The sequence below is a fragment of the Pseudorhodoplanes sinuspersici genome (assembly GCF_002119765.1).
Lineage (GTDB): Bacteria > Pseudomonadota > Alphaproteobacteria > Rhizobiales > Xanthobacteraceae > Pseudorhodoplanes > Pseudorhodoplanes sinuspersici.
In genome coordinates this window covers 5,852,617-5,878,888 of record NZ_CP021112.1, presented here as the reverse complement: position 1 = coordinate 5,878,888, position 26,272 = coordinate 5,852,617, and the positions used below count along the sequence as shown (strand labels likewise).

Genomic DNA, 26,272 nt, shown 5'->3' with positions numbered 1-26,272 from the left:
ATTGCCACCGCTGCCGGCGGTGCACGCACGAGGTTGCGCGATGTTTGGCGGCTTTACGCTCGAAGAGCTTGGCTCGATCTTCGCGATGCAGGCCTTTTCCGGCCTGATCCTGTTCTCGGTCTTTCTGCTGATGGCGCTCGGACTGGCCATCATCTTCGGACAGATGGGCGTGATCAACATGGCGCACGGGGAGTTCATGATCCTCGGCGCCTACATGACCTATCTGACCTCGAATGTTTTCGAACAATACGTTCCGCTTCTTTTCAGCGCCTACTTCTTTGTTGCGATGGCCATCGCCTTCGTCGTCTCCGGCGCGCTTGGGCTTGCTGTCGAGTGGTTGTTGATACGCCGTCTCTATGCTCGTCCGCTCGATACGCTGCTGGCAACCTGGGGCTTGAGCTTGATCATGCAACAGGCCTTCCGTTCTATTTTCGGCGCGCGTGAAGTGGGCGTGCAGCTGCCGAACTGGATGATGGGTTCGCTGCCGGTGACCGACACGATCGATGTGCAGATTAACGGCCTGTTCGTGATGGGGCTGACGCTTGTTATTACCGGCATCGTCGCGCTGCTTCTGTTCCGCTCGCGCTGGGGCTTGCAGGTGCGCGCAGTGGTGACCAACCGCACCATGAGCGGCGCCGTCGGCATCGATACTCGCCGCGTCGACCGGCTCACCTTCGGTCTTGGCTGCGGCATTGCCGGCGTCGCGGGTTCCGCCTTCACCATGATTGGTTCGACGGGTCCGACCGCGGGCCAACTTTACATCGTCGATACCTTCCTGGTCGTTGTGTTCGGAGGCGCACAAAGCCTGCTCGGCACGATCGCGTCGGCGCTCACCATTTCCCAATCGCAATCGACCCTCGAATTTTTCCTGTCGGGATCGATGGCAAAGGTTCTCACCCTGCTGATCGTGATCGGCCTCCTGATGCTGCGCCCGCAGGGTCTCTTCGTCCTCAAGGTCAGAAGGTGACCGTCGTCATGCCGGCCGCAATAACAAACAAACGCAATCTCGAACTCATCGGCTTCGCTCTGATCGCTCTGTTGATCTTGGTGGTATTGCCGCTCGCCCTCGATATCTTTCGGCTCAACCTGGTCGGCAAGTATCTCACTTATGCCTTCGTTGCGGTCGGTCTCGTCCTGTGCTGGGGGCATACTGGCATCCTCAGTCTCGGGCAGGGTGTGTTCTTCGGTCTCGGCGGATATTGCATGGCGATGTTCCTCAAGCTCGAAGCATCGTCGCCCGCCAACACCAAGATCCAGTCCACGCCGGGCATTCCGGACTTCATGGACTGGAATCAGATCACGGAGCTGCCGTTCTTCTGGGTGCCGTTCAAATCGTTCCCCTTCACGCTGATCGCGGTCATCGCGGTCCCGGCTTTCTTCGCCTTCGTACTGTCGGCCGCGATGTTCAAGCGGCGCGTGGGCGGCGTCTATTTCGCCATCATCACGCAGGCGCTCGCCGCCGTGATGACCATCCTGATCATCGGCCAGCAGGGCTATACCGGCGGCATCAACGGTATCACCGACCTGCGAACGCTGCTCGGCTGGGACATCCGCACCGACGGTGCTAAATACATCCTCTACTTCGTCTGCTGTCTTTGCTTGCTCGGCACAATGTTTCTGGCTCGCTTTGTTCTGACCAGCAAACTCGGACGCATTCTGGTCGCCGTGCGCGACAAAGAGGATCGTGTCCGCTTCTCGGGATACGACGTCGCCAATTTCAAGATTTTTATTTTTTGCCTGGCGTCCGCGATCGCCGCAATAGGCGGCGCCATGTTCACGCTGCAGGTCGGGTTCATGTCGCCGTCCTTTGTCGGGATCGTGCCATCGATCGAGATGGTGATCTTTTGCGCGGTCGGCGGTCGTCATTCGCTGGTTGGCGCGGTGGTCGGCACATTGCTCGTGAACTGGGGCAAGACGCTGTTCTCCGAAAGTTTTCCGGAACTTTGGCTGTTCGCTATGGGCGGATTGTTCATCGCTGTGGTTCTGGCTTTCCCGCGCGGCCTTGCCGGCCTGGTGACCGATCAGATGATTCCGTTCATCTCCAAGCTGATGTCGCGCTCTCGCGCGGCGAGCGAGCAGGCGAACGCGCAACCGGCGCCGGCAGAGTAGGAAAGCAGCATGTCCAGCAACACCGATTTTCTACTCGCGCTCGAAGGCGTCACTGTATCGTTCGACGGCTTCAAGGCGGTCAATAATCTCAGCCTCTATGTCGATAAGGGTGAGCTGCGTGTGATTATCGGCCCGAATGGCGCCGGCAAGACCACGGTGCTCGACCTGATCTGCGGCCGCACCAAAGTGAGTGAAGGCTCGATCAAGTTCAAGGATCAGGAAATCACTGGGCTCAAGGAGCAGCAGATCGTCAGGCGCGGTATCGGTCGCAAATTCCAGACACCGTCGATCTATGAAGATCTGACCGTCTTCGAGAATCTGGAGATTTCATTCCCGCGCGGGCGCGATGTGCATGGCGCCCTATTCTGGAAGCGAACTGACGAGATTGTCGAGCGCGTGCGCGAGACGTCGCGCATGATTTTTCTGGAAAAGCATCTCGACCAGCTCGCCGAAACGCTGAGCCATGGCCAAAAGCAATGGCTCGAGATCGGCATGCTGTTGATCCAGGATCCCGAATTGCTCATGCTTGATGAGCCGGTCGCCGGCATGAGCGTGTCCGAGCGCGTTAAAACTGCAGAGTTGCTCAAGGAAATCATCAAGAACCGGTCCGTGATCGTGATCGAACACGACATGAAGTTCGTGGCGAGCATCGCCCATCATGTCACCGTGCTGCATCAGGGACAGGTGCTGGCGGAAGGCAATATGGAGGCGATCCAGGACAATCCGAAAGTCAAGGAAGTCTATCTCGGACATTGAGGAAACAGATGTTTGAAGTCCGCAATCTTTCCGCCGCCTATGGTCAAAGCACGGTGCTGCACGACATCAATATGGCGGTGAAGCCCGGAGAAATTGTCGCCGTGGTCGGCCGGAACGGCATGGGCAAATCGACATTGATGAAATCCCTGATCGGCGTGATGCCGTCGCGGTCGGGGCAGATCATGGTTGACGGCAGCGATGTGTCGGCGCTGCAAAGCCACCAGCGGGTCGCCAAGGGATTGGCCTATGTGCCGCAGGGCCGGCAGATCTTCGGCACCATGACGGTGAAGGAGAATATCGAGACCGGGCTTGTGGTCACCGGCAAGAGCGACGTGCCGCCCGAAATCTATTCGCTGTTTCCGATCCTTCGTGAATTTGAAAAGCGCCGGGGCGGCAATCTGTCCGGCGGGCAGCAGCAGCAGCTCGCAATCGCGCGGGCGCTGGCGAGCGATCCGAAAATTCTTCTCCTCGACGAGCCGACCGAAGGCATACAGCCTTCGATCATCAAGGACATCGCCAAGGTTCTCAAGGAGATCCGCGATCTCAAGAATCTCTGCATCGTCGTCTGCGAACAGGTGCTGAGTTTCGTGCTGGATGCGGCGGACCGCATTCTGGTGATGGAAAACGGCAGCATCGTCCATTCCGATACCCGCGACCGCGTCGATGAGGCCGCCATTGCGCGCTTTCTCGCGGTTTAAACCCCGTTCTCTGCTGTGCCGGCGCCAGGGGCGCGCGCCAGCCGGCGGTTCATTCTGTGTGCCTCTTTAAAAGTTCAAGTGAAGGAGCAGGAAACATGCCCAAAACCGTCGTCAAAGTCGATCTGTCGGAATCTCCCTACAAGAACGAGATGATCCATAACCGTTGGCATCCAGACATCCCGATGGTCGCGTGGGTCAAGCCGGGCGATGACTTCATTATCGAGACGTATGACTGGACCGGCGGATTCATCAAGAACAACGATTCCGCGGACGACGTGCGCGACATCGATCTTTCGATTGTGCATTTCCTCTCGGGCCCGATCGGGGTGGAAGGCGCCGAGCCCGGCGATCTTCTGGTAGTCGATCTGCTTGATGTGGGGGCGAAGCCCGAGAGCCTCTGGGGCTTCAACGGCTTTTTCTCCAAGAACAATGGCGGTGGTTTTCTCACCGATCATTTCCCGATGGCCCAGAAATCGATCTGGGATATTTCCGGCCTCTATACGCATTCGCGTCATGTGCCCGGCGTCAAGTTTGCCGGTCTGATCCATCCCGGTCTGATCGGCTGTCTGCCGGATCAGAAGCTGCTCGACACTTGGAACAAACGCGAGGTGGATTTCATCGCCACCAATCCGACGCGCGTGCCGCCGCTCGCCAATCCACCATTCCCGTCGACTGCGCATGCCGGTATGGCCAGGGGCGACGCGAAAGCCAAGGTTGCAGCCGAGGGCGCGCGGACCGTGCCGCCGCGCGAGCATGGCGGCAACTGCGACATCAAGGATCTGTCGCGCGGCTCGAAGATCTATTTCCCAGTCTATGTCAAAGGTGCCGGGCTCTCGATGGGCGATCTGCATTTCAGCCAGGGCGACGGCGAAATCACCTTCTGCGGTGCGATCGAGATGGCCGGCTGGCTGCATCTGAAGGTCGAGCTGATCAAGGATGGTGTTTCGAAATACGGCATCAAGAATCCGATCTTCAAGCCGTCGCCGATCACGCCGACCTACAACGATTATCTGATCTTCGAAGGCATCTCGGTCGATGAATGGGGCAAGCAACATTATCTCGACGTGCATATCGCCTATCGGCAGGCCTGCCTGAACGCGATCGAATATCTGACCAAGTTCGGCTACTCGAAGGCGCAGGCCTACGCCATCCTTGGTACCGCGCCGGTGCAGGGTCATATCTCGGGCGTCGTCGATATTCCGAATGCCTGCGCCACCTTGTGGTTGCCGACCGACATTTTCGATTTCGATGTCATGCCGAGCGCCGCCGGACCGATCAAGCACATCAAGGGCGGTGTCGATATTCCGATGTCGCCGGACAAGTAGCCCACATCCGCCTCATCCTTCGAGACGCGCACCTCTCGGTGCGCTCCTCAGGATGAGACGGAATGAGATGAGAGTGAAACCATGCCCATCTACGATTATCTCTGCACCAGTTGCGGTCCTTTCACGGACATGCGGCCGATGGCCGAATACGATCTCCCGCAGGCTTGCCCCGATTGCGGCGCCCTGGCGCAGAGGGTCATTCTCACGGCGCCGCATTTTTCCGGCCTGTCCTCGGAGCGGCGCGTCGCCCATGCGACCAACGAAAAGAACGCGCATGCACCGCGAACGTCTGCTCAATTCAAAGCCGAACAGGCAGACCGGCACGGCAAGGGTTGCAGTTGCTGTTCCGGCGGTAGCAAGACATTCTCGCGTTTCACCGCGCGCGGCAAAGACGGTTCAAAAAGCTTCCCGACCAGCCGGCCTTGGATGATTTCGCATTGAAGGCCTGCACGGGAATAAGAGGCGACGATTTGGCTGGTCGACACAGCAGCCGCGGACAGCTCAATGCTCCGCCTCTTCGGCCAATTTTTCGAAGTCGCGGGCGCGGCGAATTTGAACAAGCCGGTCCATGTCGTTGGTAGACGTTCCGGCCCTGCGTCGAGCGTCCTTCGCTCGTCTGCGCAGCTCCGTAGCGGTACCGTTGGAAAGCATTCCGCGGACACGCTTTACCAGTTTAACTTTTGACATATCCGCCTCCTGACACCGGTAGGAAGCCAAAATGCGTTGGGCCTGCTCAGCGACACCCTCGCCAGAGCGAAGTAACTCCAGAAACTGCAACACTGCGTCGCTCATGGTGATAGCCAACGCTGTCATGAGGGAACCGGTTCCGAGCGAGGGGTAACGGCCTCAACTAGCCGCGATATCCAAAATCTTCAAAGAAGTATGGGCCGCGGCTCGGACCATGCTTGTCGCGTGCCGAATTGCTGTTGCCGCGCGTTGCTTGTCGGGATTGGGCCCTGGCGCGAGTGAGCGCATTGCGGCAACGCGAAACAGACGGGCACTCGAGCCGCCTCTGAAATCAGACGTCGACTATCTGCTGCAACGCATAGCCATCTGGAACGCTGGCCTTGGCTCCACGTTTCATGACCGGACAATCATACGCAACAGGGAGAAAACCAGATGAAATCCATTCTGCTCGCCGGCGTTGCAGCAATAGCCATCGTTGCAGCGCCGCTCGCCAATGCACAGACGGTTGGCGTCGGCGTAGGCCCTGTCGGTGCCGGTATCGATTTTTCGCCCGAACAGCGCACCATCGTTAGGGAGTACGTGAAGCGCGAGCGCCCCGTCACTTTCCGTGAACAAGTCACTGTCGGCACAACTCTCCCGGAAGATGTTGAAATTCGCTCTGCACCGGCCGACTGGGGACCTTCGGCCTCGAAGTATCGGTATGTCTATTCGGGTGACCGAGTCTACTTCGTCGAGCCGGATAGCCGGCGCGTCGTCCATATCCTTGATTAAACGATGTGAATGCCGCCGCATCGACAGGGTGCGGCGGACTTTCGTCCAGTGGAAGATATTTCTTCTTCCGGGGTGGCCTTTCGTTTCAAGCGGAAGCGATTGGTCCTCTCAAAACGTGCGACGGGCCTCGCGCCTCACCAACGTCGAAGGTATTGCGCGAGCAAGCCGCACGCGCCCGGCATGCAGCCTGACCCGGACGCGTGTGGGTCACAGCGCACTGGCGAACAGGGGGGAGGGGGGAGGGATTGTCGCCAGCGTGTGCGACAGTGAAGAAACCGACGAACCACGTGAAAGTTGCAGCTCAACAGCAATTTTCCCACAGCGCGCGCGTCCGCAGGTCCTGGAACTTCAAGCGTCAGTGAGGTTTGAACGGACGAATACGGAGGCTCATCCAGTGGAGAGCAGCTGCACTTCGAAACAGAAAGGAAAAGAAATAGGAGGCAAAAAATGGCAGGACGAGTGGAGCCGAAAAAACACGATAGCGGAAGCCAGGCGAACGAGACACTCGACGGTCTCGATTCCTATACCGAGTCGACGCGCAAAGGCGCTGAGGAAACTCCGATCGGAAAGAAGGACAACACGAACAAGCTGCCGGTGTTCGATCGCGGAGACGCGCCACCAAGGACTTGAGACGCCCGTACGCTTTAACCCTTATCTTCGCTCTGCCCAAAGGCGCGATCGCCTTACGACGGCAGCCCGAGCAAAGCTCAATTCACTTGATTGAACAGGCCGCCGCCGCGACCGCCTGACACACGGAAACCGGGCAGCAAGACTGGCCCCCAGGGGGGCCCAAAGCGGCTGCGCCGGATGAACCGGGTCCTGAGTGGGCCGCCCGGGACGGGAACTTTTTTCGAACACGCGCCGTTAAATTCTTTGGCAATCTGTCCAAGGAGGTCAGCAATGACCAGCATGCACGCTCCAACCGGGCCGGCCTCGCCGCTGAACAACGTTTTGATGCTACGCGCTTTGGCCGACAATTGGTGGCTTCTGCTGCTGCGCGGAATCGCCGCCATCGTTTTCGGTGTCCTGGCCTTCTTCTGGCCGGGCATCACCCTTCTTACCCTCGTTCTGTTCTGGGGCGCTTATGCCCTGGTTGATGGCGTCCTCGCTCTGTGGGCTGCCCTTTCAGGGCGGTTGCCCTCAATGACCTCAATGACGGTTGGCCCCCGCTGGTGGCTGGGCATCGTCGGGATTGCCGGCATCGCTGCCGGCATCCTGACCTTCGCCTGGCCGGGAATAACGGCGGTCATTCTTCTGATGTTCGTCGCAGCCTGGGCGATCGTCACAGGCGTCATGGAGATTTGGGGGGCCGTCAAGCTGCGCAAGGAAATCGAGGGTGAGTGGTTGCTGATCCTCGCCGGTCTTCTGTCGGTCGCCTTTGGTCTGATCCTGATCGTTCAGCCGGGCGCGGGGGCGTTGGCGTTGGTCTGGTTGATTGCCTGGTTCGCGGTCCTGTTCGGCGCAGTCAACATCGCGCTCGCGTTTCGGTTGAGGCAGCACCACGCGCCAGCGTAGCGATACGCCGGCGAAGGTGAGCGCAGGCTGAAAGTTAGCGGAAGGCCGTCGTGCGCGGCGTGAAGGTCGCGGTGGCGATGAATTCGATCGCCCGGCCTTCGAAGCGAACATGTGTCAGATTGGAATTGGGCTCCGGTGCAAAGGCCATCAGCACCATTTCGGTTGGCTTCTGCAGCATTGGCCGCAGGCTGAGGAAATCCTGGCTGCCATAGAGTGTCGTGTTCATGAAGTGCTCGACACTTGGCGTCATGATCAGCGCCCGCATCCAGGGACCATCCCAGCGGCGCTGTTCGATCTCCCGGGCATCGGTCACCATGGCCGGAGCGGATTGCACTTCGGTCGGAGCATTGGGGCCGGCCTTCGAGGCGATCGTGGTATTCGCGGCAATGGCGGCTGCACGCGGGATGGCAGCCGATTTGGCGCGTTGCGGTGCTGGCTCCATCTCCGGTTCGGTCTGGCTGGCGTAAGACAGCGACGCATGGCGGAGTTTGCCTTCGCCATAGCCGGGAGGCGCTGCGAAGGGCCCAATGCTGCCGGTGGAGTGATCGGCGGAAGCCAATTCAGGGCCACGGCGACGGAGAGCGGAATTCTCATCCGGGGTTTCCGGCAGACCATGCCAATAACCGCGCGACAGGATGATGTCGTTCGGTGTGCTGGCGGCGGCCAGCGTATAGGTGCCGGAGACCTCGGCCGGTTCGGCAACAGGATGTGCCGCGGCGACCATCCGGCGGTCAGCGGCAGCCGGGCGCGATTTCGGCATCGGCACCGGGGCTGACGCGGCTACGCCAACCGGGGCCGGAGCAGGCAATGGCGCCGCCGTGTCCATGCCGGCAAAGAGATTGTCACGAGTGCCCGCGGCTGCGATCTGCGTCGGCTTTGCAGCCGCGGCAGGCGTACCATCGGCCGGCTCCTTCTTGCCCAAGCTGCTGAACAGGCGGGTGAGGGTGTTGGGTTTCTTGGAATCGGCGCTGGCGATGCGGGCCGCTTCATAAGCCGAGGGCGAGGAGGCGCGCCTTTCGATATCGGCCTGGGCCAACGCGAAGCCGGCCAGCGGCTTGCCGTCGGTGGGCAGATGCACGGTGCGGCCATTGGGGAAGACGCGGACGAGCTGATCGCGGGTCATGCGCGGCCAATGGCGGACATTGCCGACATCCATGTGCACGAAGGGCGAGCCCGAGGTCGGATAGAAGCCGACGCCGCCGCGCTGCAGGCGCAGTCCCGCTTCGCGGATCTTGTCCAGCGGCACGCCGGGGATGAAGAAGTCCATCGCCTTGCCCTGCATATGCAGGCTATGGCGGGCGACGCCGCTCGAAGCCGAACGGCCGCGCAGCATCTCGTTGGTGCGCGGCGAGCGATAGGACGAGATGATGTTGATCTGCTTGTCGGGACCGAATTCGCGCGCCACTTCCCAGACCGCATCGAACAATTGCGGATCCATAGTGGTGACGTCATCAGTGCGCCAGTCGCGCAGGAAGTAATTGAGCTTTTTCAGCGCCTCGTCGTCATAGCGGCCATTGCGCTTGAAAGTGACGGTGATGTCGTCGCCGCGATGCGTATGGTGCATCGTGATGGTGCGGGTATCGCCATTGGCGACGGCGGTGTTCAGGTTGTTGGCGCTGATGATCGTGAGGGCTGAGGCGAGCGCAAGGCGCTGTGAGACGCGGATGGCGGTCAGAACTCTGGCCTTGCGCGCGTTACCGACTGGCACGAACGATCCTACTGAAATGACAAAGAATGAACGCTGACGCCGCGAGACCCCCGCGGCCATGGTGAACGCAGTGTTACCGAGTGGAGTTAACGTGAGATTAGTGTCCCCCGACGAATTCAAGCATTCGTGATAGGGACAGAGTATGGCAAAAAATGGCCTCTTCCCAACGGCAAAGGCCGTCCGTCAACCGGCAGGGTTAACGGACGGCGCCTGAAAAGGGTCGGTCAGTGGCCTAACGGGTGAGCGCCGCCCTAGCGGAACAATCGGCTGAAGAAGTCCTGTGGTCCGTTCATCTGCGCCCCGCGGCGGCGGTCATTCGGGTTATTGGACGCCTGGCGGGACTGGAACCAGTCGGCAAACGGGCTCATCTCGCGGGCTTCGCGGACGCCCTCGAAGCGGAGCTGGTCCTGGCTGATATTGGTCCCGGTCGGAGCGCGTGGTGTCGCGATATCGGCCACCCGGCGCTCGTCACCGCGGACGATCGCAAGGTAACGCTTGTCGAGATTGTAGATATCGTCGCGGATCTGCAGGTTGCCGGCATCGTCCACGAACGCGGTCTGATAGGTCAGGTGGACCGGCAATTGCGTCGGGAAGTTGATGTTGATTTCCGACGGGCCATACATCGAGCGCAGTTTTTCCGCGGTGTATTTCTCGTTTGGCGCCACGATCGACAGCAGCTTCTCGCCATACATCAGCGGGTTCTCGACACGCATGCAGCCATGGCTGTAGGCGCGCCGCTCATGCGCGAACAGATGTTTGTCCGGCGTATCGTGTTGATAGACCAGGAACTTGTTCGGGAAGTTGAAGCGAATGCGGCCGAGGGCGTTGCGGTCACCCGGCGGCTGATAGATGCGCACGGTGCCGTCGCGGTTCTGCTCCATGCGAAGGCCCATGCGATCGAGCACGGTCGGGTCCTGACGCACGGCCGGTAGATATTCCTTGGCAATGATTGATGGCGGCACGTTCCAGGTCGGATTGACGGTGATGAACCTCATCGAACCGGTCATGAGCGGTGTCGCCTGGGTTGGCTTGCCGACAACGACTTTGGTGTCCCAATAGAGCTTTTGATCCTTGAACAGACGCACGCGATATTCAGGGATATTGAGCATCACGTAATTCTTGCCGAGATCATGCGGCATCCAACGCCACCGTTCCATATTGGCGGCGATGATGTCGGCGGTGCGCTCGCGCTTCTGGACGCCGTTCAATGCGCGAAGCGTGGCGGGACCGGCAATGCCGTCGGTGCTGAGACCGGCGCCCTGCTGGAACTTCTTCACCGCGTCGACGACGTCCTTGTCATAGACAAGGCTGGTCTCGTCGTCGCTCATCTTCAGGCGCTTGCGCAGCAGCGGCACGCGCGGGTCTTCCGCGCCGACCTTGAACTTGCCGCCTTCGGGAATGCGCACAATCTCTTCCGCCGGCGCTGCAGCCTTGCCGCGCGCTTCGGCGAGCTTCGCCTTCAGCGCCTTGTATTGCGGATGTTGCGGCTGATACGAATCCAGCGCCTGACTAAGATTGTCGGTGCCGGCGATCTTGGCCAGCACATCCGCCGGCTCCGGCGTATTGAGCTCGAAGCCGATGTCGTTGCTGATGCGCGAATAATGCACGCGGCCGATCGCGGCGTGACGCGCATATTCCAGCACTTCGCCGGTCAGCCGCAATTCGGCTTCCGCCAATGCATCGCTATCGCCGGTCTTGAAATCCGGCGTCGGGTAATCCGCCGGCTCCATGCCATCCGCATCGACATTCTGCAGATAGGATATGGCGGCCGCGCCGCGGGCTGACGGTGCCTGGCCGTCGGTCCAGATCGGCGCGTAGTTGCGGTCCTTGTAGAAGGCTTCGGCGGCGGCGCGTTCGGCCGGGCGCGCGAAGTAACGGCTCGCGGTCTTGGCGGTGAGCAGATCACGCAGCTTGTCAGCGAAGGCCGGGTCGACATCTGCGGTCTTGGCCGGTGCGGCTTCCGGGGCTGAAGCTGTCGGAGCCGCCGGTGTTGCGGCCGGAGCGGTCGCTGTCGATGGCGCAGCCGGTTCGGCCACCGGCGCTGGTGTGGCTGCCTGATTCGCGGGCTCTGACGAGGTTTCGGCGGCGGGTGCCGCATCCACCGTCCCGGTATTCGCCGGCATCGGCGACATCACGTCGGTCGCATCGGGTGGCGGGGGGAGCGTTGTGTCCGGCACCGGAATGCGCGACTCGACGCGGGCCGTCTCTTCCGGATCGACCGATTGCGACAATGCGGGGACGGACATTCCCAGAACGAGAGCGAGCGCGGTGCTCGCCAGAATGCGGTCGAGTAAGGGGCCGCGCATTACATTCTCCTCAGCCAAGTCCCGGAAAAGAAAGGATTCGTTGCATGTAGGCAGCATAGCCGAACGTGCCGCAACAGACGCGAAAATTTGTCGTGAGGCAATGTCGCTGCGGCAATAACGCAAGGCCTCAATGCGTTATCGCCGGAAATGTTACTCGGCGGCCACTGGATCGGGACTTTTCGGCTTTTCCGGGTCCGACAGGCCGAGCCCTTCGAGTTTGCGGTACAGCGTCGATCGCCCGATTCGCAGGCGGCGCGCGACCTCGGACATCTGCCCACGGTAATGGGCGATGGCATAGCGGATGATATCGGCTTCGAGCTCGTCGAGCGGCCGCAAATGCTCGCCTTGAAGCAAGGGGAGGTGATCGGGATGGAAGGCCGGCAGGGCTTCGATCACGAGGTCCTCGGCGGCGTGCTGATGAGCGTCGGCCGGAACCAGCGATGCGGATGAGCCGCTATCGGCATCGCGGCCGGCAAGCTGCGGAAATTCGTGCAATCCGATCTCGTCGCCATCCGCTAATACCACCGCGCGGAACACTGCATTTTCGAGCTGGCGAACGTTACCGGGCCACCGTAACCCCCTCAGCAACGCCATGGCGTCCCCGGTGACCGTCTTGATGGTCTTTCCTTCCTCAGCGCAGAACCGCGCCAGGAAATGGCGGACCAGATCCGGGATGTCTTCGGCGTGCTGGCGCAGTGGCGGAACGGAAATCGGGAAGACGTGCAGCCGGTAGAAAAGATCTTCGCGGAAACGGCCGGACCTCACATCGGCCAGGAGATTGCGGTTGGTCGCCGAGATCACCCGGACATCGACCGGCAAGCTTCGCCGCGCACCGACAGGTTCGATCTCTCCCTCTTGCAACGCGCGCAGCAATTTCACCTGCGCGGCCGGCGGCAATTCTCCGACTTCATCGAGAAACAATGTGCCGCCATTCGCTTCGGCGAATTTGCCGACATGCTTTTCGGTGGCGCCGGTGAAGGCGCCCCGCTCATGACCGAACAGGATCGACTCGACAAGATTGTCGGGGATCGCGCCGCAATTGACCGCAACGAATGGCTTGGCCCGGCGATCGCCGCTGCCGTGGATGGCGCGCGCGATCAGTTCCTTGCCGACGCCGGATTCGCCCTCGATCAGAACCGGGATCGTCGACGTTGCCGCCTTCTGCGCCTGATTGATCACCGCGCTCATCGCCGGGCTGCGCGTGACGATATCGCGGAAGCTCAACGTGCCGGATTGGCTGCGCTTGATGCGCTGCAATTCGCCGGCGAGGGCGCTGGTGTTGAGCGCGTTCTTCAAGGAGACCTGCAGGCGTTCGGGGCTCGCCGGCTTGACCACGAAATCGGCGGCGCCTGCGCGCATCGCCGAGATCACGTTGTCGATGCCGCCATGCGCGGTCTGCACGATCACCGGGATCGAAATGCCCTCGCTGCGCATGCGCGCGAGCAGGCCAAGGCCGTCGAGATCGGGCATCACGAGATCGAGGATCATGCCATCGACGCGCGTGTCGCCATTCAGAATGCGGGCCGCTTCCTCGCCACCTTCGGCAACGATCGCGTCGTAACCGAACTTGCGCACCATATTCTCGAGCAGGCGACGCTGAACCGGATCGTCATCGACGACAAGGATGCACTCGGACATGAAATCTCCCGACACGCTGAACCGCGGCATGGTTGTGCCGTTTCGGGGCAGTGTCGGCAGTTTCACTTAACAGGGTGTTAAGTGAGGCGACTAGTGTGGTGGATCGGAAATCCGCTTCATTGTTGCTGCACCCTCGCCAAGCGGACTTCCGATCCTAACCACACTAAAATCAATATGTTGCGAGTGTCCTGAATCCGAAGTTCGCAAAAGAGGGGCGGCATAATCATGCGAACTTCGGTTTCAGGACACTAGCCAGCCTTCAGCCGCCGTCGTTTGGGAGCTGTTGTTTTTTTTGCGCGAAGAGCCGGCGTGGAACGCCGTCGGCGTTTGGCAGGCTGCACTGTAAACTTAAGTCCGACCGCTTCTGCAACTTTCATCATCGTAATGAAGCCTGGATTGCCTGACGGGCTCAACGATTTGTAGAGAGCCTCGCGCGACACGCCGACGTCCTTGGCCACCTTGCCCATGCCGCGCGCTCTTGCAATGTCGCCGATCACCGCAACGACGAGAGCAGGATCGCCATCCTCTAAGGCGGCTGCCAGATAAGCCTGAATCTCTTTTTCAGATGTGAGTTCGTCGACGGGGTCCCAAGGATATGTTTTCAATGCCATGGTTTTATTCTTTCAATAGTCTCGCCAGTTCCAGCGCGGTTCGAATGTCATTTTGCTGTGTTTTCTTGGTGCCACCGAAGAGCAGAAGATAGATCACTTTGCCGCGCTTTACGTAGTAGATCCGATAGCCGGGGCCGTAATCAATCTTGAGTTCGCTCACGCCCTCGCCAACCGGCCTCGTTTGGCCGGGATTGCCTAACGACAATCGGCGAAGTCTCGTCCGGATACGCGCCCTAGCTTCAATGTCGCGTATCCCCGCATACCATTTTCTGTATTCCTCGGTTACCCGGACATCAAAGGCTGTGTCAGCCATATATGTAACCTATAAATTACATTCAATGGATCGGCAACAAAACTTCCTGAAAATATTTGACCATTCTAGCTGGTGGGTTCCGTAGTTCTCAACTGGAGATCTTCTGCACCCACACATTGTAGCTCATCGCCGCCATGTCCGGTTCTCCGCTTTCCAGCGATTGCCAATTGGCAAAGTTGGTCATGCGGGGATCTTGCGGAAAGCGAGCGCGGTATCGATCGCCGATACGCGTATCGATATCGAAGCCGATGACGGCAAGCCCGGCCTTCGTCAGCAGCATTGCGGCATTCGCAAGCGTCACTGTCGGCTCCTGAAGGCGGAAAAGAAGGTCGCGGCATGTCGCCGTGGTATAGAATTCCACGCGCTGCGACAGAATGCGGGCGGGATGCCCTTCCGATAATTTCAGAATATTTTGCCGCAGCAGACGAATGCCGTCTTGGTCGGATTGATAATTGCCGCTGCGGACAAAATCCTGACCGCTTTTGATCGCCCGGCGCAGATTTTCGCCCTGAATGCCGACACGCATGAAGCCGCCGGTCCGCAGCAGAGATGTGAGCATTACAAGCGTCTGTTCAGCATTTGCAGCTTTGCTCATCGCGCCAGTGGCATCGATCACATCGAAGCTTTGCTTGACCGAACTGAGATCGTCACAAACCGCGAAACCGATCGCTGATTGACCCAACCGCCGAGCCTGACGGGCTGCATAAGCCAGATTGGCTGCGTTCGGATCAATCGCCAGCATATTCGATCCGGCATGACGGGCGGCCATCTCGATCGCCGATTGCCCGGTGCCGCAATCGGCGATGAGAATATCAAACGGTTCGTTTTTGTCGGACGTCCGGACATCCGCGTCCGGAAACCCGCGTCGGAGATACGCTTCGACGGATATGGGTCGTTGCGGCGTCACCGCTGTCCAGCGGGGCGCTGGCGTATCGTCCGGTGCATCGCTTGTTTTGGTATCGCTGGGCTTGGCGATGATCTGGATCGACGGACGCAGAGCCGCTTCCTCCGCCGGTTCCTTGATCTGCCGATCCAGCAGCAGTGTCAGCGGCTCGCCTACAGTTTGTTTCGACAATTGCCCGGCGATCGGCAACGCATGAAGCGGGACATAAGCGGCAATCGATGTCAGCCACTGCGGCGCGACCGGTTGTTTATTTTCGAGTGCCGCCGTGACCGCTTTTTGCAACTCGCGCACGTGGTTGGCTTCATCCTCCGACTGCACCCAGACATAGCCATTGAGGAAGCATTGCTGCGCCAATGCAGCCGACAGGCGCACGACCTTTTCGGCGCTTGCAATGCCATCGCTCTGGCGCGCGTCCGCCAGCAACGCGAAGCGCAGTCCCGCCAGGACACGCTCCAGTTCGATATCGGCGACCGGCGCGGACTGAAGGAGGGCGGCCAGAAGCTCGTCCTGTGCGATGACCGCAAGGCCGCCCGGGCCGAGCATCTCTTGCACCGGCACCGGTCGCGGCCAATGCTGGTTCACCAGCGCAACGGCTCTGGACATAATCGGATTGTTTTTCAGAATGGTAGTGGCGATGGACGCAAGCTGATCGGGGCGTGACCATCCCTCGACGAGCGCGCGTGCCGCGAGATTGCGGATACGATCCTCCGCTGGAACACGCGGCATCGTGGTGAGGCAGGTGACGAACAGGGCGCGCAGTTCAGCGCTTGCTGATTTGTCGAGGCTGCGCATGATGGTCTGCAACGCCTGCTCGTGCTGGCCATGATTCAGCAATGCAACGGCAAGGTTGTGTGTCACCTCGGCATTGCCGGGCGCAAGTTCGAGCGCGCGATTGAGGCTGGCGATGGCGTCGTCGGCCTTTCCCTGTGCCTGATAGGCGAGGCCGAGATTCATGTGCGCGAGCGGATATGACGAGGCTGCCGAGATGGCGCGCTGCCATAGTGTCGTGGCTTCGGCAAGTTGTCCTTGTTCCCGCAGCACCATGCCGAGATTGTTGAGGGTTGCAGCATCGTTCGGCTTCAAGGTCAGCGCCTGCCGGAAGCTTGCGGCGGCTTCTGGCCAGCGTGCTCCCTGTGCATGCAGGCGCCCAAGCTCGAAATGTGCCGCGGCGTATTTTGGATTGAGAACAAGTGCTTTCTGCAAATGCGAGGCGGCTTCGTCCAGCCGTCCGGCGCTCGCAAGGATCAATCCGAAATTGTATTGGTAATCGGCATTGAGTGGTTCAATGGCGACAGCCTGGCCGATCAGCGAGAGCCCTTCACGCGTGCGGCCGCTCTGGTGCAGGAGTGCGCCGAGGAGGTGCAACGCCGCCGCGTTGCCCGGCTCCGTCATCAGGACGTCACGATACAACCGCTCGGCGTCGGCCCGGTGCCCCGCCTGATGGGCCCGGAAGGCCGAAGCAAGCGTCGCCGCCATGGGGGAGGCGGTGGGGCTGCCTCGTTTCTGCGCGGCGCGTCGTTCTTTGCGGTTCATGCAAAGCGTCCTTAATTCGAACTAATCCTTGGGAAAGCAGCCGTTCAGGCCGCAAGGCGGCGGAAACTACGCGAATGTTTCGGCTTTTTGAAGCGCATGACGCTTGTGCGAAGAATGATTTTCTCCGCAATGCGGTTGCGGAGCGCGGCCTAAGAGGCGATATGTTGGCAACCCCCGCAAAGAGCCCGTCAGCGAGCGCATCCCGACCATGTCCAAACCAGCCGCCGCAGCAAAGTCAAAGAAAGCTGGTGCAAAGCCAAGCGACGCCAGCAAATCAAGCGACGCTGTCAAACCAGGCGAAAAACTGGCTGTCGACCTCGGTCCTTTGCCGGAATGGAATCTGGCCGATCTTTACCCATCGATCGACGCGCCCGAATTCAAGCGCGATCTCGACAAGGCGGAAGCCGAATGCATCGCTTTCGAGAAGTCGTATAAGGGCCGGCTGGATGATCTCGCCAAAAGTGCGAAGCCCGGCCAGTCGCTGGTCGAACCGATCCGCCGCTACGAAGCGATCGAGGATTTGCTCGGCCGGCTGATGTCGTTTGCCGGGCTGGTTTACGCCGGCAACACCGCCGATCCGACTATCGCGAAATTTTATGGCGACGTGCAGGAGCGCATCACCGCAATCTCGCTGCATCTTCTGTTCTTCACGCTTGAACTCAATCGCGTTGACGATGCCGCGATCGAAAAGGCGATGCAGGATCCGGTGCTCGGCCATTACCGGCCCTGGATCGAGGATCTGCGGAAGGAAAAACCCTATCAGCTCGAAGACCGGATCGAGCAGCTTTTCCATGAAAAGTCGGTCAGCGGTTACTCGGCGTGGAATCGTCTGTTTGATGAAACGATCTCGGCGCTGCGCTTCAAGGTTGACGGGCAGGAACTGGCGGTTGAGCCGACCCTGAGCCTGCTGCAGGACTCCGATGAAAAGAAGCGCAAGAGCGCGGCTGAAGCGCTCGCCGTCACATTCAAGGACAATGTGCGGGTTTTCTCGCTGATCACCAACACGCTGGCGAAGGACAAGGACATTTCCGATCGCTGGCGCGGTTTTGCCGATGTCGCCGATGCGCGGCATCTGTCGAACCGGGTCGAGCGCGAAGTCGTGGATGCGCTGGTCTCGTCGGTGCAGGCGGCCTATCCGCGCTTGTCGCACCGCTATTACGCATTGAAGGCGAAATGGTTCGGCAAGGAGCGGCTGCCGCATTGGGATCGCAATGCGCCGCTGCCGGCGGTGCCGATGCGCACGATCCGCTGGCCGGATGCGCGCGAGACGGTGCTGTCGGCCTATGGCGCGTTCTCGCCGGTGATGGCACAGATCGCGCAGCGCTTCTTTGACGATCGCTGGATCGACGCGCCGGTGCGGCCGGGCAAGGCGCCCGGTGCTTTTGCCCATCCGACCGTGCCGTCGGCGCATCCGTATGTGCTGCTCAATTACCAGGGCAAGCCGCGTGACGTGATGACGCTGGCGCACGAGCTTGGCCATGGGGTGCATCAAGTGCTGGCGGCGCCGAACGGTCCGCTGATGGCGCCGACGCCGCTGACGCTGGCCGAGACGGCAAGCGTGTTCGGCGAGATGCTGACCTTCAAGCGGCTGCTGGCGACGATCGATAATCCCCTCGAACGCAAGGCGATGCTCGCGTCCAAGGTCGAGGACATGATCAATACGGTGGTCCGGCAGATCGCCTTCTATACGTTCGAGCGGCGGGTCCATACCGAGCGCAAGCACGGGGAGCTCACGGCCGAGCGGATCGGCGAGATCTGGCTGGAGGTGCAGAAGGAGAGCCTCGGCCCGTCAATCGAGCTGAAAGAAGGCTATGAGGTGTTCTGGAGCTATATTCCTCACTTCGTACATTCGCCTTTCTACGTATATGCCTATGCCTTCGGCGACTGCCTTGTGAACTCGCTCTATGCGGTCTACGAAAAGGCCGAATCCGGCTTTGCAGACAGGTACTTAGCCATGCTCGCGGCGGGTGGAACCAAGCACCATTCGGAGCTTCTTGCCCCCTTTGGCCTCGATGCTCGCGACCCCGATTTCTGGAATGGCGGCCTCGGCGTCGTCGACCGCCTAATCACTGAGCTGGAGGAATTGGACCGCACAGCGTCCTGACATTGGGAGAATGGCCGCGCCGCTTACGGCGCAGGCACGATTCGCCAGGTCATGTTGATCATCGCCGTGACAGACAGCGTCTCCGGCGGCGAGACCTTCATACTGGCACGCATGGCCATCGGCGCGGCCATGTCGCGCATAGGACGCGCCGAATTGTCGGACATTTCCAGCACTTCACCGAGTTGCTGGCCGGCAGCTTCGGCATAGGTCTTGGCGCGCTCGCGGGCGTCGGCGACGGCATCGCGTCGGGCGGCGGCAATGGCCGGATTTTTTTCTTCAATGCCAAATCGCAGATTCTGGATTTCGAACAGCCCGCTGTCGGCAATGGCAGTGACGAGTTGGTCGATCGAAGCCACGCGATCCGTTTTGAGCGAGAACGATGTCACCGCTTCATATTCTGGCTCTGGCTGCTTCTGTCCGGGAGGCGCGGGCAGCCGGCTCTGGTCGAGACGGAATGTCGCGTGTTCGATTTTCAATCCGTCATTCTCCATGCCGCGCAGGATACCGTCGGCCTTGGTCGCGCGCTCGCGATGCGCTGCCGTTGTCGCTTCCAGTGTCTTGCCGCGAGTCACGACTTCGGCGGTCAGTTTAGCATGGTCGGGCGCGGTATCGACGCGGCCCTCGCCCTGCACGCTGATGCTCGGAACACGCGCCGTGTTTTGCTGCGCAGAAGCGCCCGTGCAGGCGAGACAAAGTACGATGAAGGCGGCAGATAGACGATGGCTCATACGAATCTCCAAAGATTGCCGACGCCGGATAGTCACTCGGCACGGCAATTGTGTGTCAGCCTGAATGGCTGTTCTCCGAATGGAGATGTTTTCAAATGACACGGGACGTGATTTCGATCATGAGCAAGATCGGCTCGCCCATGGAGATTTACGACATGCTGAAGAACAAAGTCGCCATTGTTACTGGTTCGACCTCAGGCATTGGACTTGGCATCGCGCGGGCGCTGGCGGGTGCTGGCGCCGACATCGTCATGAACGGCTTCGGCGACTCCGGCGAGATCGAAAAGCTGCGCACAGGCATCGAGAGTGAATGCATGGTCCGCGCGGTCTATTCACCGGCGGATATGTCAAAGCCGGCCGAGATCGAAAAGATGGTGCAACACGCAACCTCGGAGCTCGGCCATGTCGATATCCTGGTCAACAATGCCGGCATTCAGCACGTCGCGCCGATCCAGAATTTTCCGCCCGAGAAATGGGATGCGGTGATCGCGATCAACCTATCGTCATCCTTCCATGCCACTCGCGCAGCCTTGCCGCAGATGCTGGATCGCAATTGGGGGCGGATCATCAACATTGCCAGCGCGCATGGTCTTGTTGCCAGCGCCGAGAAGGTCGCCTATGTGGCCTCGAAACACGGCCTGGTTGGTCTGACCAAGGTCGTTGCGCTGGAAACCGCAAAGACGGGGGTGACGTGCAATGCGATTTGTCCCGGTTGGGTGCTGACGCCGCTGGTGCAAAAGCAGATCGACGCGCGTGCAGCGAACGAGGGCATCTCGGTCGAGAAAGCCAAGCTCGAATTGTTAGGTGAAAAGCAGCCATCCCTCGAATTCGTGACGCCCGAACAACTCGGCGGTGTCGCGGTGTTTCTGTGTTCGGATGCCGCGGCGCAGATCCGCGGACAATCCATCGGTGTTGATGGCGGTTGGACGGCGCAGTAGTGGGGCGACTGGTGATTATTGAATCGCGGCAATAGCGGTTGAAACTGCGATCAAATGATCGTCGACGGTGGAATCCTTGGCGCCTGTGCGAGCTTGCGCCAATTGTGATAGGAACTGGGTCCGTTCCTCGGCGTTGGCGCGTTTGCTCCAGACATCGACCGTGTCCCGCAGCGCCTTTGCAAGCAGCCGCGAATTGTCCGCCTTCGGGCTGCCGCCAATGAAGGTGATAGCGCCTGTCACGGTCTGCATATAACCGTTACGCACCTGCGCCATGCCCTGTTGCCGCGCCGGCAGATTGCGATCCTTTTCCGGCAGCGATTCCATGAAGGCATCGGCGGCAATGGCCATCCGCGGCATCAATCGCAGCAGGAAATCCATCGCGACTGAAAGATTGTCTTCATAGCGGGCGACGTTTTCCTGCACTGCCTTCTGCAATGGCTCGCCCCGGGGATCAGCACTGAAGTTAATAATGCCAACATAGCTGGAGGCCGCAACACCGAGCCATTCCGAGAGCCATGGCAGATCGGGGCCTGTCGGTGGTGGCAGGGCTTCGACGGCCTTCGTGTCGAAGATCGCTGCGAATAATGTCGAACCGGGTGGGGATGACAGATCGAGTTGGTTTTTGTCGTTAGCCGTTTTGTCAAGGTAGGCCTTGAAGTCTTTCGACGCCTGAACCGCGGCCAGTGACAGCCGCGGACCGTCCTGAGCCGAAGCCTGCGAGGGGAAGCCGAGAAAGACGAGAACAAGCAGGGCGACGATCTGGCGCATGGCCGACTCCATTTTCGTCATTCTGTCATGCCGCTCTATCGCTTTCCAGAGACTGGCGTTTCATGATCTGAGCACCTAGCTTTGACCTGCATGACGGATTCCGAAGCCAATCGCTTTTCAGCCCGCGCCCGGCGCTATGCGCGGGTAGGAACCGATGTCGGTGGTGTGGCAGCGCGGATCGCCGGTGCACGGTTCTTCGGTATTGATCTCGATCGGGCCAAAAACGCGGCACAACTGGCAGCGGCACTGGGCGGGCTGAAAGGCCCGATCATGAAGGTGGCGCAGCTTCTGTCCACCATTCCCGATGCGCTGCCGCAGGAATATGTCGCCGAACTGGCCAGACTGCAGAGCGAAGCGCCACCAATGGGCTGGGCTTTCGTCAAGCGGCGCATGATGGCGGAACTCGGCGCGGACTGGCAATCCAAATTCGCCGAATTCGAGCACAAGCCGGCGGCCGCTGCATCATTGGGGCAGGTGCATAAGGCGCGCGCGCATGACGGCACACAACTCGCATGCAAGCTGCAATATCCGGACATGCAGTCCGCGGTCGAAGCCGACCTCAAACAGCTCAAGCTCCTGTTCGCTCTGCACCGCCGAATGGAGCCGGCGATCGACACCAGCGAGATCAACAAGGAGATTGGCGAGCGCATTCGCGAGGAACTGGACTATTTGCGTGAAGCGAAACACGTCGCGCTTTATCGCGAGATGCTGTCAGGGACCGATTTGATCCATGTGCCGCGTGTATGGCCCGAGCTTTCGACAGCGCGGCTTCTGACGCTCGACTGGCTCGAAGGCAACAAGCTGCTGACCTACAAGGAGGCATCGCTCGAGCATCGCAACCGCATCGCCCGGGCAATGTTCACCGCATGGTGGTTTCCGTTCAGCCGCTTCGGAGTCATTCACGGCGATCCGCATCTTGGCAATTACAGCGTGTTCGAGGAGAACGGCGAACCGGGCGGAATCAATCTTCTCGATTATGGCTGTATCCGGATTTTCCCGCCGCGTTTCGTCGGCGGCGTGGTCGATCTCTATCATGGTCTGCGCGACGGCGACGATGCCAAGGTCGTTCACGCCTACGAGACCTGGGGCTTCAAAGGTTTGTCACGTGAATTGATCGATATCCTCAATATTTGGGCGCGCTTCATCTACGGTCCTCTGCTTGACGATCGCGTGCGCAGCATCGCCGATGGCGTCAAACCGGGCGAATATGGCCGGCGCGAAGCCTTCCGCGTGCATCAGGCGCTGAAAGAAAAGGGGCCGGTGCGCGTGCCCCGTGAATTCGTATTCATGGACCGCGCCGCCATCGGGCTCGGCGGTGTATTTCTGCACCTGCACGCTGAACTGAATTTCCACCAACTTTTCAATGAGGCGATAGAAAATTTCTCTGTAGCTCAGGTGGCGTCGAAACAGGCGGCCATACTGACGCAGGTTGGCCTTGTGCCGCCCGGTTGAGCGCGATTTTCACCACGCCGAACCGACATCCTAATTCGTCCCGTTGCCCTTGTGGCGCAATTGCGGTAACCGGATTGGGAACGATCGCCTTACGAGGACTGGAATGGCTGAACACAGCGAAGTGGCCTACACAACGGCCGACGGCAATGACTACCGGGAGCACGAGCGCACCTATGTCGCTTTTCTGACCCTCACCAAATGGGCTGTCGGCATCGTCATCGGTATTCTCCTTCTGATGGCCTATTTCCTGCTTTGACAGCGGGCTGAAGGGGCGGGGGCCAAATGAAAATTGCGGTTGCTGCGGAGTCCGATAAGGCTGAGCCGCGCGTTGCCGGTACGCCTGAAACGGTCAAGAAGCTGATCGGTCTGGGGGCTGAGGTCGCTGTTGAGCCCGGCGCCGGCGTTCAGTCGGGAATCCTTGATGCCGATTACACGGCTGCCGGTGCGACGGTCTCGAAAGACGCGGCCAAGAACGCCGACGTCGTTCTGCGCGTCCGGCGTCCATCTCCTGAGGAATCGCTCCTCTACAAAGAGGGTGCGCTGGTCATCGCCATCATGGATCCTTATGGCCATGAAGTGGCGCTGAAGGGCCTGGCCGATGCCGGTCTTGTCGCGTTCGCGATGGAATTGATGCCGCGCATCACCCGTGCGCAATCCATGGACGTGCTGTCGAGCCAGGCGAATCTGGCCGGCTATCGCGCTGTGATCGATGCCGCCGCCGAATATGGCCGCGCACTGCCGATGATGATGACGGCGGCCGGCACGGTGCCCGCGGCTAAGGCATTCGTCATGGGTGTCGGCGTTGCTGGCTTGCAGGCGATCGCGACGGCGCGCCGTCTCGGCGCCGTGGTGACCGCGACCGACGTCCGTCCCGCGGTGAAGGAGCAGGTGCAGAGCCTCGGTGCGAAATTCATCGCGGTTGAGGACGACGAATTCAAGCAGGCCGAGACCGCTGGCGGCTATGCCAAGGAAATGTCGAAAGAGTATCAGGCCAAGCAGGCCGAACTTGTCGCCGAGCACATCAAGAAGCAGGATATCGTCATCACCACGGCGCTCATTCCGGGCCGTCCGGCGCCGCGGCTGATCACCAGAGAAATGGTGGCGTCGATGCGGCCGGGTTCGGTGATTATCGATCTCGCGGTCGAACGCGGTGGCAATGTTGAAGGGGCGCGGGCCGGCGAGGTCGTCAACGTCAACGGCGTGAAGATCGTCGGCCACAACAACGTGCCCGGCCGACTCGCCGCTTCGGCATCGGCGCTTTATGCGAAGAACCTTTTGACCTTCCTCGACATCCTGATCGACAAGAAAGAGAAGAAGCTTGCGATCAACTGGGACGACGAGATCGTCAAGGCGACCGCGCTGACGCGCGACGGCCAGATCATCCACCCAAATTTCCAGCCGAAGGGCGCGGCTTAAGGAGCGACCGCAATGGAACACGTCGATCCTTTCGTTTTCCAGTTCTCGATTTTCGTGATGGCCGTATTCGTCGGCTATTACGTCGTGTGGTCGGTCACGCCCGCCCTGCACACGCCGCTGATGTCGGTGACCAACGCAATCTCCTCGGTGATTGTGGTTGGCGCGCTGCTGGCGGTCGGTGTGCAGATCGTGGACTCCGGTACGGTGTTTGCGCGCGTGCTCGGTTTCATCGCGCTGGTTTTCGCATCCATCAACATCTTCGGCGGCTTCCTGGTGACGCAGCGCATGCTTGCGATGTACCAGAAGAAAGAAAAGAAGCAGTGAGCGTGACATGAGCCCAAACTTCGTCGCGCTGCTTTATCTCGTCGCCGGCGTTCTTTTCATTCTCGCGCTGCGCGGATTGTCGTCTCCGGCAACGAGCCGGCAGGGCAACCTGTTCGGCATGATCGGCATGGGGATCGCGATCCTCACAACGCTTGCGGCCCATCCTCCGGCCGGCGCCATTGCCTGGCTGCTGGTGATCCTCGGTATCGGCATTGGCGGCGGCATCGGTGCGGTGATCGCCCGCAGGGTGCCGATGACGTCGATGCCGGAACTGGTCGCGGCTTTCCACTCGCTGGTCGGTATGGCCGCGGTGCTGGTGGCTGCGGGCGCGCTTTATGCGCCGGAGGCCTTCGGTATCGGCAAGGTGGGAGCGATCCACGGCTCGAGTCTCGTTGAAATGTCGCTCGGCACCGCCATCGGCGCCGTCACCTTCACCGGCTCGATCATCGCCTTCATGAAATTGTCGGGCCGCATGAGCGGCGCGCCGATCATGCTGCCGGCGCGGCATGCCATCAACATCGCGCTTGCCATTGGCGTGATCGTGCTGATCACGCTGCTCGCACGCACTGAAAGCCACATGCTGTTCTGGCTGCTGGTGATCGCCTCGCTCATTTTCGGCGTGCTGATCATCATCCCGATCGGCGGCGCCGATATGCCGGTCGTGATCTCGATGCTGAATTCCTATTCGGGCTGGGCCGCGGCGGGCATCGGCTTCACACTCGGCAACACCGCGCTGATCATCACCGGCGCGCTGGTCGGCTCCTCGGGCGCGATCCTGTCCTACATCATGTGCAAGGGCATGAACCGCTCCTTCATCTCCGTCATCCTCGGCGGCTTCGGCGGCGAGGTGGCTGCGGCGGGCGGTGCGCAGGAGCAGCGGCCGGTCAAGCTCGGCTCGGCGGAAGACGCGGCCTACATCATGAAGAACGCCTCCAAGGTCATCATCGTGCCGGGCTACGGCATGGCGGTGGCGCAGGCGCAGCACGCGCTGCGCGAGATGGCCGACCATCTCAAGAAGGACGGCGTCGAGGTCAAATACGCCATTCACCCGGTCGCGGGCCGCATGCCCGGCCACATGAACGTGCTGCTGGCCGAAGCCAACGTGCCCTACGACGAGGTGTTCGAACTCGAGGACATCAATTCGGAATTCGCGCAGGCGGACGTCGCCTTTGTCATCGGCGCCAACGACGTGACCAATCCGGCCGCGGAAGAGGACAAGTCCTCGCCGATCTACGGCATGCCGGTGCTGCAGGTATGGAAGGCCGGCACCGTGATGTTCATCAAGCGCTCGCTCGCCTCCGGCTATGCCGGCATCGACAATCCGCTGTTCTATCGCGACAACACCATGATGCTGCTCGGCGATGCCAAGAAGATGACCGAGAGCATCGTCAAGGCGATGTGAGGACATAGCTCCGCCGGCCCTGTTATTTAGCCGGCGCGGGCGCGCCCGTCGTCCAAACCGCCGCTCGGAACCCTTCGAAGAGAAGGGCGCGCGGAACGCCGGGCTCTCAGCCTGCCCGCGGCCCCATGCGCAAGTGTGGTAAGCGCATGAGATTGGTAGCACCACGAACCGCCGAAAGATTCCGGCGTTCCGCGCGCGGTGTTTGAGGCTTGCTCTGCGACAACCCCGGAGGACAGACACCGTGGACCGGACGACACCGGGCGGCT

The 26,272-nt window shown here is 60.5% G+C and carries 25 protein-coding genes; 16 read left to right on the top strand and 9 right to left on the bottom strand.

The annotated features are described in order from the left end of the window. Positions 1 to 40 precede the first annotated feature (40 nt). The 6 genes from urtB (at position 41) to CAK95_RS28485 (ending at position 5,329) form a co-directional block, all read left to right on the top strand. Complete coding sequence (urtB, locus tag CAK95_RS28510; RefSeq protein WP_086091035.1) at positions 41 to 967, top strand: urea ABC transporter permease subunit UrtB; 927 nt, start codon at positions 41 to 43, stop codon at positions 965 to 967. A gap of 8 nt (positions 968 to 975) precedes the next feature. After that, positions 976 to 2,109: an urea ABC transporter permease subunit UrtC gene (gene urtC / locus CAK95_RS28505; protein ID WP_086091720.1), complete on the top strand. Its 1,134-nt coding sequence runs from the start codon at positions 976 to 978 to the stop codon at positions 2,107 to 2,109. 9 nt (positions 2,110 to 2,118) lie between these two features. Next, on the top strand, positions 2,119 to 2,865 hold the full coding sequence (urtD, locus tag CAK95_RS28500) for an urea ABC transporter ATP-binding protein UrtD (protein ID WP_086091034.1): 747 nt from the start codon (positions 2,119 to 2,121) through the stop codon (positions 2,863 to 2,865). Positions 2,866 to 2,873: 8 nt separating this feature from the next. Continuing rightward, positions 2,874 to 3,563 (top strand): urea ABC transporter ATP-binding subunit UrtE, encoded by a 690-nt coding sequence (urtE, locus tag CAK95_RS28495; RefSeq protein WP_086091033.1) that lies wholly within the window; start codon positions 2,874 to 2,876, stop codon positions 3,561 to 3,563. Positions 3,564 to 3,658: 95 nt separating this feature from the next. Further along, positions 3,659 to 4,888: a formamidase gene (gene fmdA / locus CAK95_RS28490; protein WP_086091032.1), complete on the top strand. Its 1,230-nt coding sequence runs from the start codon at positions 3,659 to 3,661 to the stop codon at positions 4,886 to 4,888. Positions 4,889 to 4,969: 81 nt separating this feature from the next. Next, positions 4,970 to 5,329 carry an FmdB family zinc ribbon protein gene (locus CAK95_RS28485; RefSeq protein WP_086091031.1) on the top strand — a complete coding sequence of 120 codons (360 nt, stop codon included), beginning with the start codon at positions 4,970 to 4,972 and terminating at the stop codon, positions 5,327 to 5,329. A 60-nt stretch (positions 5,330 to 5,389) separates the two neighbouring features. Here CAK95_RS28485 and CAK95_RS28480 read toward each other — a convergent pair whose 3' ends face one another. Then, on the bottom strand, positions 5,390 to 5,680 hold the full coding sequence (locus CAK95_RS28480; protein ID WP_147413599.1) for a hypothetical protein: 291 nt from the start codon (positions 5,678 to 5,680) through the stop codon (positions 5,390 to 5,392). 327 nt (positions 5,681 to 6,007) lie between these two features. On the opposite strand from CAK95_RS28480, the gene CAK95_RS28475 reads away from it, so the two are divergent. From CAK95_RS28475 to CAK95_RS28470, 3 genes are all read left to right on the top strand, one after another. Next, entirely contained in the window at positions 6,008 to 6,346 is a 339-nt protein-coding gene (locus tag CAK95_RS28475) for a DUF1236 domain-containing protein (protein ID WP_086091029.1), read from the top strand. A 447-nt stretch (positions 6,347 to 6,793) separates the two neighbouring features. Continuing rightward, complete coding sequence (locus tag CAK95_RS29495) at positions 6,794 to 6,976, top strand: hypothetical protein (protein WP_147413597.1); 183 nt, start codon at positions 6,794 to 6,796, stop codon at positions 6,974 to 6,976. A 270-nt stretch (positions 6,977 to 7,246) separates the two neighbouring features. Continuing rightward, the gene (locus tag CAK95_RS28470) at positions 7,247 to 7,861 is read left to right on the top strand and encodes an HdeD family acid-resistance protein (RefSeq protein ID WP_086091028.1); all 615 of its coding nucleotides are present in this window, start codon (positions 7,247 to 7,249) and stop codon (positions 7,859 to 7,861) included. 34 nt (positions 7,862 to 7,895) lie between these two features. On the opposite strand, the gene CAK95_RS28465 is transcribed toward CAK95_RS28470, so the two are convergent. From CAK95_RS28465 to CAK95_RS28440, 6 genes are all read right to left on the bottom strand, one after another. Next, positions 7,896 to 9,569 carry a peptidoglycan L,D-endopeptidase MepK gene (locus CAK95_RS28465; RefSeq protein WP_157699786.1) on the bottom strand — a complete coding sequence of 558 codons (1,674 nt, stop codon included), beginning with the start codon at positions 9,567 to 9,569 and terminating at the stop codon, positions 7,896 to 7,898. 251 nt (positions 9,570 to 9,820) lie between these two features. Continuing rightward, complete coding sequence (locus CAK95_RS28460; protein ID WP_120265383.1) at positions 9,821 to 11,875, bottom strand: L,D-transpeptidase family protein; 2,055 nt, start codon at positions 11,873 to 11,875, stop codon at positions 9,821 to 9,823. Between the two features lie 150 nt (positions 11,876 to 12,025). Next, positions 12,026 to 13,513 (bottom strand): sigma-54-dependent transcriptional regulator, encoded by a 1,488-nt coding sequence (locus CAK95_RS28455; RefSeq protein ID WP_086091719.1) that lies wholly within the window; start codon positions 13,511 to 13,513, stop codon positions 12,026 to 12,028. Between the two features lie 248 nt (positions 13,514 to 13,761). Continuing rightward, positions 13,762 to 14,124, bottom strand: a complete 363-nt coding sequence (locus CAK95_RS28450) for an addiction module antidote protein (protein ID WP_086091025.1) — start codon at positions 14,122 to 14,124, stop codon at positions 13,762 to 13,764. Between the two features lie 4 nt (positions 14,125 to 14,128). Beyond that, a complete protein-coding gene (locus CAK95_RS28445) occupies positions 14,129 to 14,437 on the bottom strand; it encodes a type II toxin-antitoxin system RelE/ParE family toxin (RefSeq protein ID WP_086091024.1) in 309 nt (102 codons plus the stop codon). A gap of 88 nt (positions 14,438 to 14,525) precedes the next feature. Further along, a complete protein-coding gene (locus tag CAK95_RS28440; RefSeq protein WP_086091023.1) occupies positions 14,526 to 16,874 on the bottom strand; it encodes a tetratricopeptide repeat protein in 2,349 nt (782 codons plus the stop codon). A gap of 208 nt (positions 16,875 to 17,082) precedes the next feature. On the opposite strand from CAK95_RS28440, the gene CAK95_RS28435 reads away from it, so the two are divergent. Beyond that, positions 17,083 to 18,978, top strand: a complete 1,896-nt coding sequence (locus CAK95_RS28435; protein ID WP_086091022.1) for a M3 family oligoendopeptidase — start codon at positions 17,083 to 17,085, stop codon at positions 18,976 to 18,978. Positions 18,979 to 19,001: 23 nt separating this feature from the next. Here CAK95_RS28435 and CAK95_RS28430 read toward each other — a convergent pair whose 3' ends face one another. Then, on the bottom strand, positions 19,002 to 19,706 hold the full coding sequence (locus CAK95_RS28430) for an SIMPL domain-containing protein (RefSeq protein WP_086091021.1): 705 nt from the start codon (positions 19,704 to 19,706) through the stop codon (positions 19,002 to 19,004). Between the two features lie 155 nt (positions 19,707 to 19,861). Between CAK95_RS28430 and CAK95_RS28425 the strand changes: the two genes are divergently transcribed. After that, positions 19,862 to 20,644, top strand: a complete 783-nt coding sequence (locus CAK95_RS28425; RefSeq protein WP_086091718.1) for a 3-hydroxybutyrate dehydrogenase — start codon at positions 19,862 to 19,864, stop codon at positions 20,642 to 20,644. A gap of 15 nt (positions 20,645 to 20,659) precedes the next feature. Here the strand turns inward: CAK95_RS28425 and CAK95_RS28420 are convergent, their stop codons facing one another. Then, entirely contained in the window at positions 20,660 to 21,412 is a 753-nt protein-coding gene (locus tag CAK95_RS28420) for a hypothetical protein (RefSeq protein ID WP_147413595.1), read from the bottom strand. 90 nt (positions 21,413 to 21,502) lie between these two features. Between CAK95_RS28420 and CAK95_RS28415 the strand changes: the two genes are divergently transcribed. From CAK95_RS28415 to CAK95_RS28395, 5 genes are all read left to right on the top strand, one after another. Next, positions 21,503 to 22,864, top strand: a complete 1,362-nt coding sequence (locus tag CAK95_RS28415; RefSeq protein ID WP_086091019.1) for an ABC1 kinase family protein — start codon at positions 21,503 to 21,505, stop codon at positions 22,862 to 22,864. Between the two features lie 103 nt (positions 22,865 to 22,967). Further along, complete coding sequence (locus CAK95_RS28410; RefSeq protein ID WP_086091018.1) at positions 22,968 to 23,120, top strand: aa3-type cytochrome c oxidase subunit IV; 153 nt, start codon at positions 22,968 to 22,970, stop codon at positions 23,118 to 23,120. A 26-nt stretch (positions 23,121 to 23,146) separates the two neighbouring features. Beyond that, positions 23,147 to 24,280, top strand: coding sequence for a Re/Si-specific NAD(P)(+) transhydrogenase subunit alpha (locus tag CAK95_RS28405; protein ID WP_086091017.1), 1,134 nt, complete (start codon positions 23,147 to 23,149; stop codon positions 24,278 to 24,280). A 12-nt stretch (positions 24,281 to 24,292) separates the two neighbouring features. Beyond that, positions 24,293 to 24,604, top strand: coding sequence for a proton-translocating transhydrogenase family protein (locus tag CAK95_RS28400; RefSeq protein WP_086091016.1), 312 nt, complete (start codon positions 24,293 to 24,295; stop codon positions 24,602 to 24,604). 7 nt (positions 24,605 to 24,611) lie between these two features. Next, a complete protein-coding gene (locus CAK95_RS28395; RefSeq protein ID WP_086091015.1) occupies positions 24,612 to 26,006 on the top strand; it encodes an NAD(P)(+) transhydrogenase (Re/Si-specific) subunit beta in 1,395 nt (464 codons plus the stop codon). The last annotated feature ends 266 nt before the right edge of the window (positions 26,007 to 26,272 follow it).

Bases quoted from the DNA above. Each gene is read 5' to 3' on its own strand.
- CAK95_RS28430 (WP_086091021.1), bottom strand. From the start codon at position 19,706: ATGAGCCATCGTCTATCTGCCGCCTTCATCGTACTTTGTCTCGCCTGC.
- CAK95_RS28415 (WP_086091019.1), top strand. From the start codon at position 21,503: ATGACGGATTCCGAAGCCAATCGCTTTTCAGCCCGCGCCCGGCGCTAT.
- CAK95_RS28475 (WP_086091029.1), top strand. From the start codon at position 6,008: ATGAAATCCATTCTGCTCGCCGGCGTTGCAGCAATAGCCATCGTTGCA.
- urtC (WP_086091720.1), top strand. From the start codon at position 976: ATGCCGGCCGCAATAACAAACAAACGCAATCTCGAACTCATCGGCTTC.
- CAK95_RS29495 (WP_147413597.1), top strand. From the start codon at position 6,794: ATGGCAGGACGAGTGGAGCCGAAAAAACACGATAGCGGAAGCCAGGCG.
- CAK95_RS28445 (WP_086091024.1), bottom strand. From the start codon at position 14,437: ATGGCTGACACAGCCTTTGATGTCCGGGTAACCGAGGAATACAGAAAA.
- CAK95_RS28395 (WP_086091015.1), top strand. From the start codon at position 24,612: ATGAGCCCAAACTTCGTCGCGCTGCTTTATCTCGTCGCCGGCGTTCTT.
- urtE (WP_086091033.1), top strand. From the start codon at position 2,874: ATGTTTGAAGTCCGCAATCTTTCCGCCGCCTATGGTCAAAGCACGGTG.
- CAK95_RS28450 (WP_086091025.1), bottom strand. From the start codon at position 14,124: ATGGCATTGAAAACATATCCTTGGGACCCCGTCGACGAACTCACATCT.
- CAK95_RS28485 (WP_086091031.1), top strand. From the start codon at position 4,970: ATGCCCATCTACGATTATCTCTGCACCAGTTGCGGTCCTTTCACGGAC.
- urtB (WP_086091035.1), top strand. From the start codon at position 41: ATGTTTGGCGGCTTTACGCTCGAAGAGCTTGGCTCGATCTTCGCGATG.
- CAK95_RS28400 (WP_086091016.1), top strand. From the start codon at position 24,293: ATGGAACACGTCGATCCTTTCGTTTTCCAGTTCTCGATTTTCGTGATG.
- CAK95_RS28460 (WP_120265383.1), bottom strand. From the start codon at position 11,875: ATGCGCGGCCCCTTACTCGACCGCATTCTGGCGAGCACCGCGCTCGCT.
- CAK95_RS28410 (WP_086091018.1), top strand. From the start codon at position 22,968: ATGGCTGAACACAGCGAAGTGGCCTACACAACGGCCGACGGCAATGAC.
- urtD (WP_086091034.1), top strand. From the start codon at position 2,119: ATGTCCAGCAACACCGATTTTCTACTCGCGCTCGAAGGCGTCACTGTA.
- CAK95_RS28470 (WP_086091028.1), top strand. From the start codon at position 7,247: ATGACCAGCATGCACGCTCCAACCGGGCCGGCCTCGCCGCTGAACAAC.
- CAK95_RS28405 (WP_086091017.1), top strand. From the start codon at position 23,147: ATGAAAATTGCGGTTGCTGCGGAGTCCGATAAGGCTGAGCCGCGCGTT.
- CAK95_RS28425 (WP_086091718.1), top strand. From the start codon at position 19,862: ATGCTGAAGAACAAAGTCGCCATTGTTACTGGTTCGACCTCAGGCATT.
- CAK95_RS28455 (WP_086091719.1), bottom strand. From the start codon at position 13,513: ATGTCCGAGTGCATCCTTGTCGTCGATGACGATCCGGTTCAGCGTCGC.
- fmdA (WP_086091032.1), top strand. From the start codon at position 3,659: ATGCCCAAAACCGTCGTCAAAGTCGATCTGTCGGAATCTCCCTACAAG.
- CAK95_RS28435 (WP_086091022.1), top strand. From the start codon at position 17,083: ATGTCCAAACCAGCCGCCGCAGCAAAGTCAAAGAAAGCTGGTGCAAAG.
- CAK95_RS28480 (WP_147413599.1), bottom strand. From the start codon at position 5,680: ATGAGCGACGCAGTGTTGCAGTTTCTGGAGTTACTTCGCTCTGGCGAG.
- CAK95_RS28420 (WP_147413595.1), bottom strand. From the start codon at position 21,412: ATGCGCCAGATCGTCGCCCTGCTTGTTCTCGTCTTTCTCGGCTTCCCC.
- CAK95_RS28440 (WP_086091023.1), bottom strand. From the start codon at position 16,874: ATGAACCGCAAAGAACGACGCGCCGCGCAGAAACGAGGCAGCCCCACC.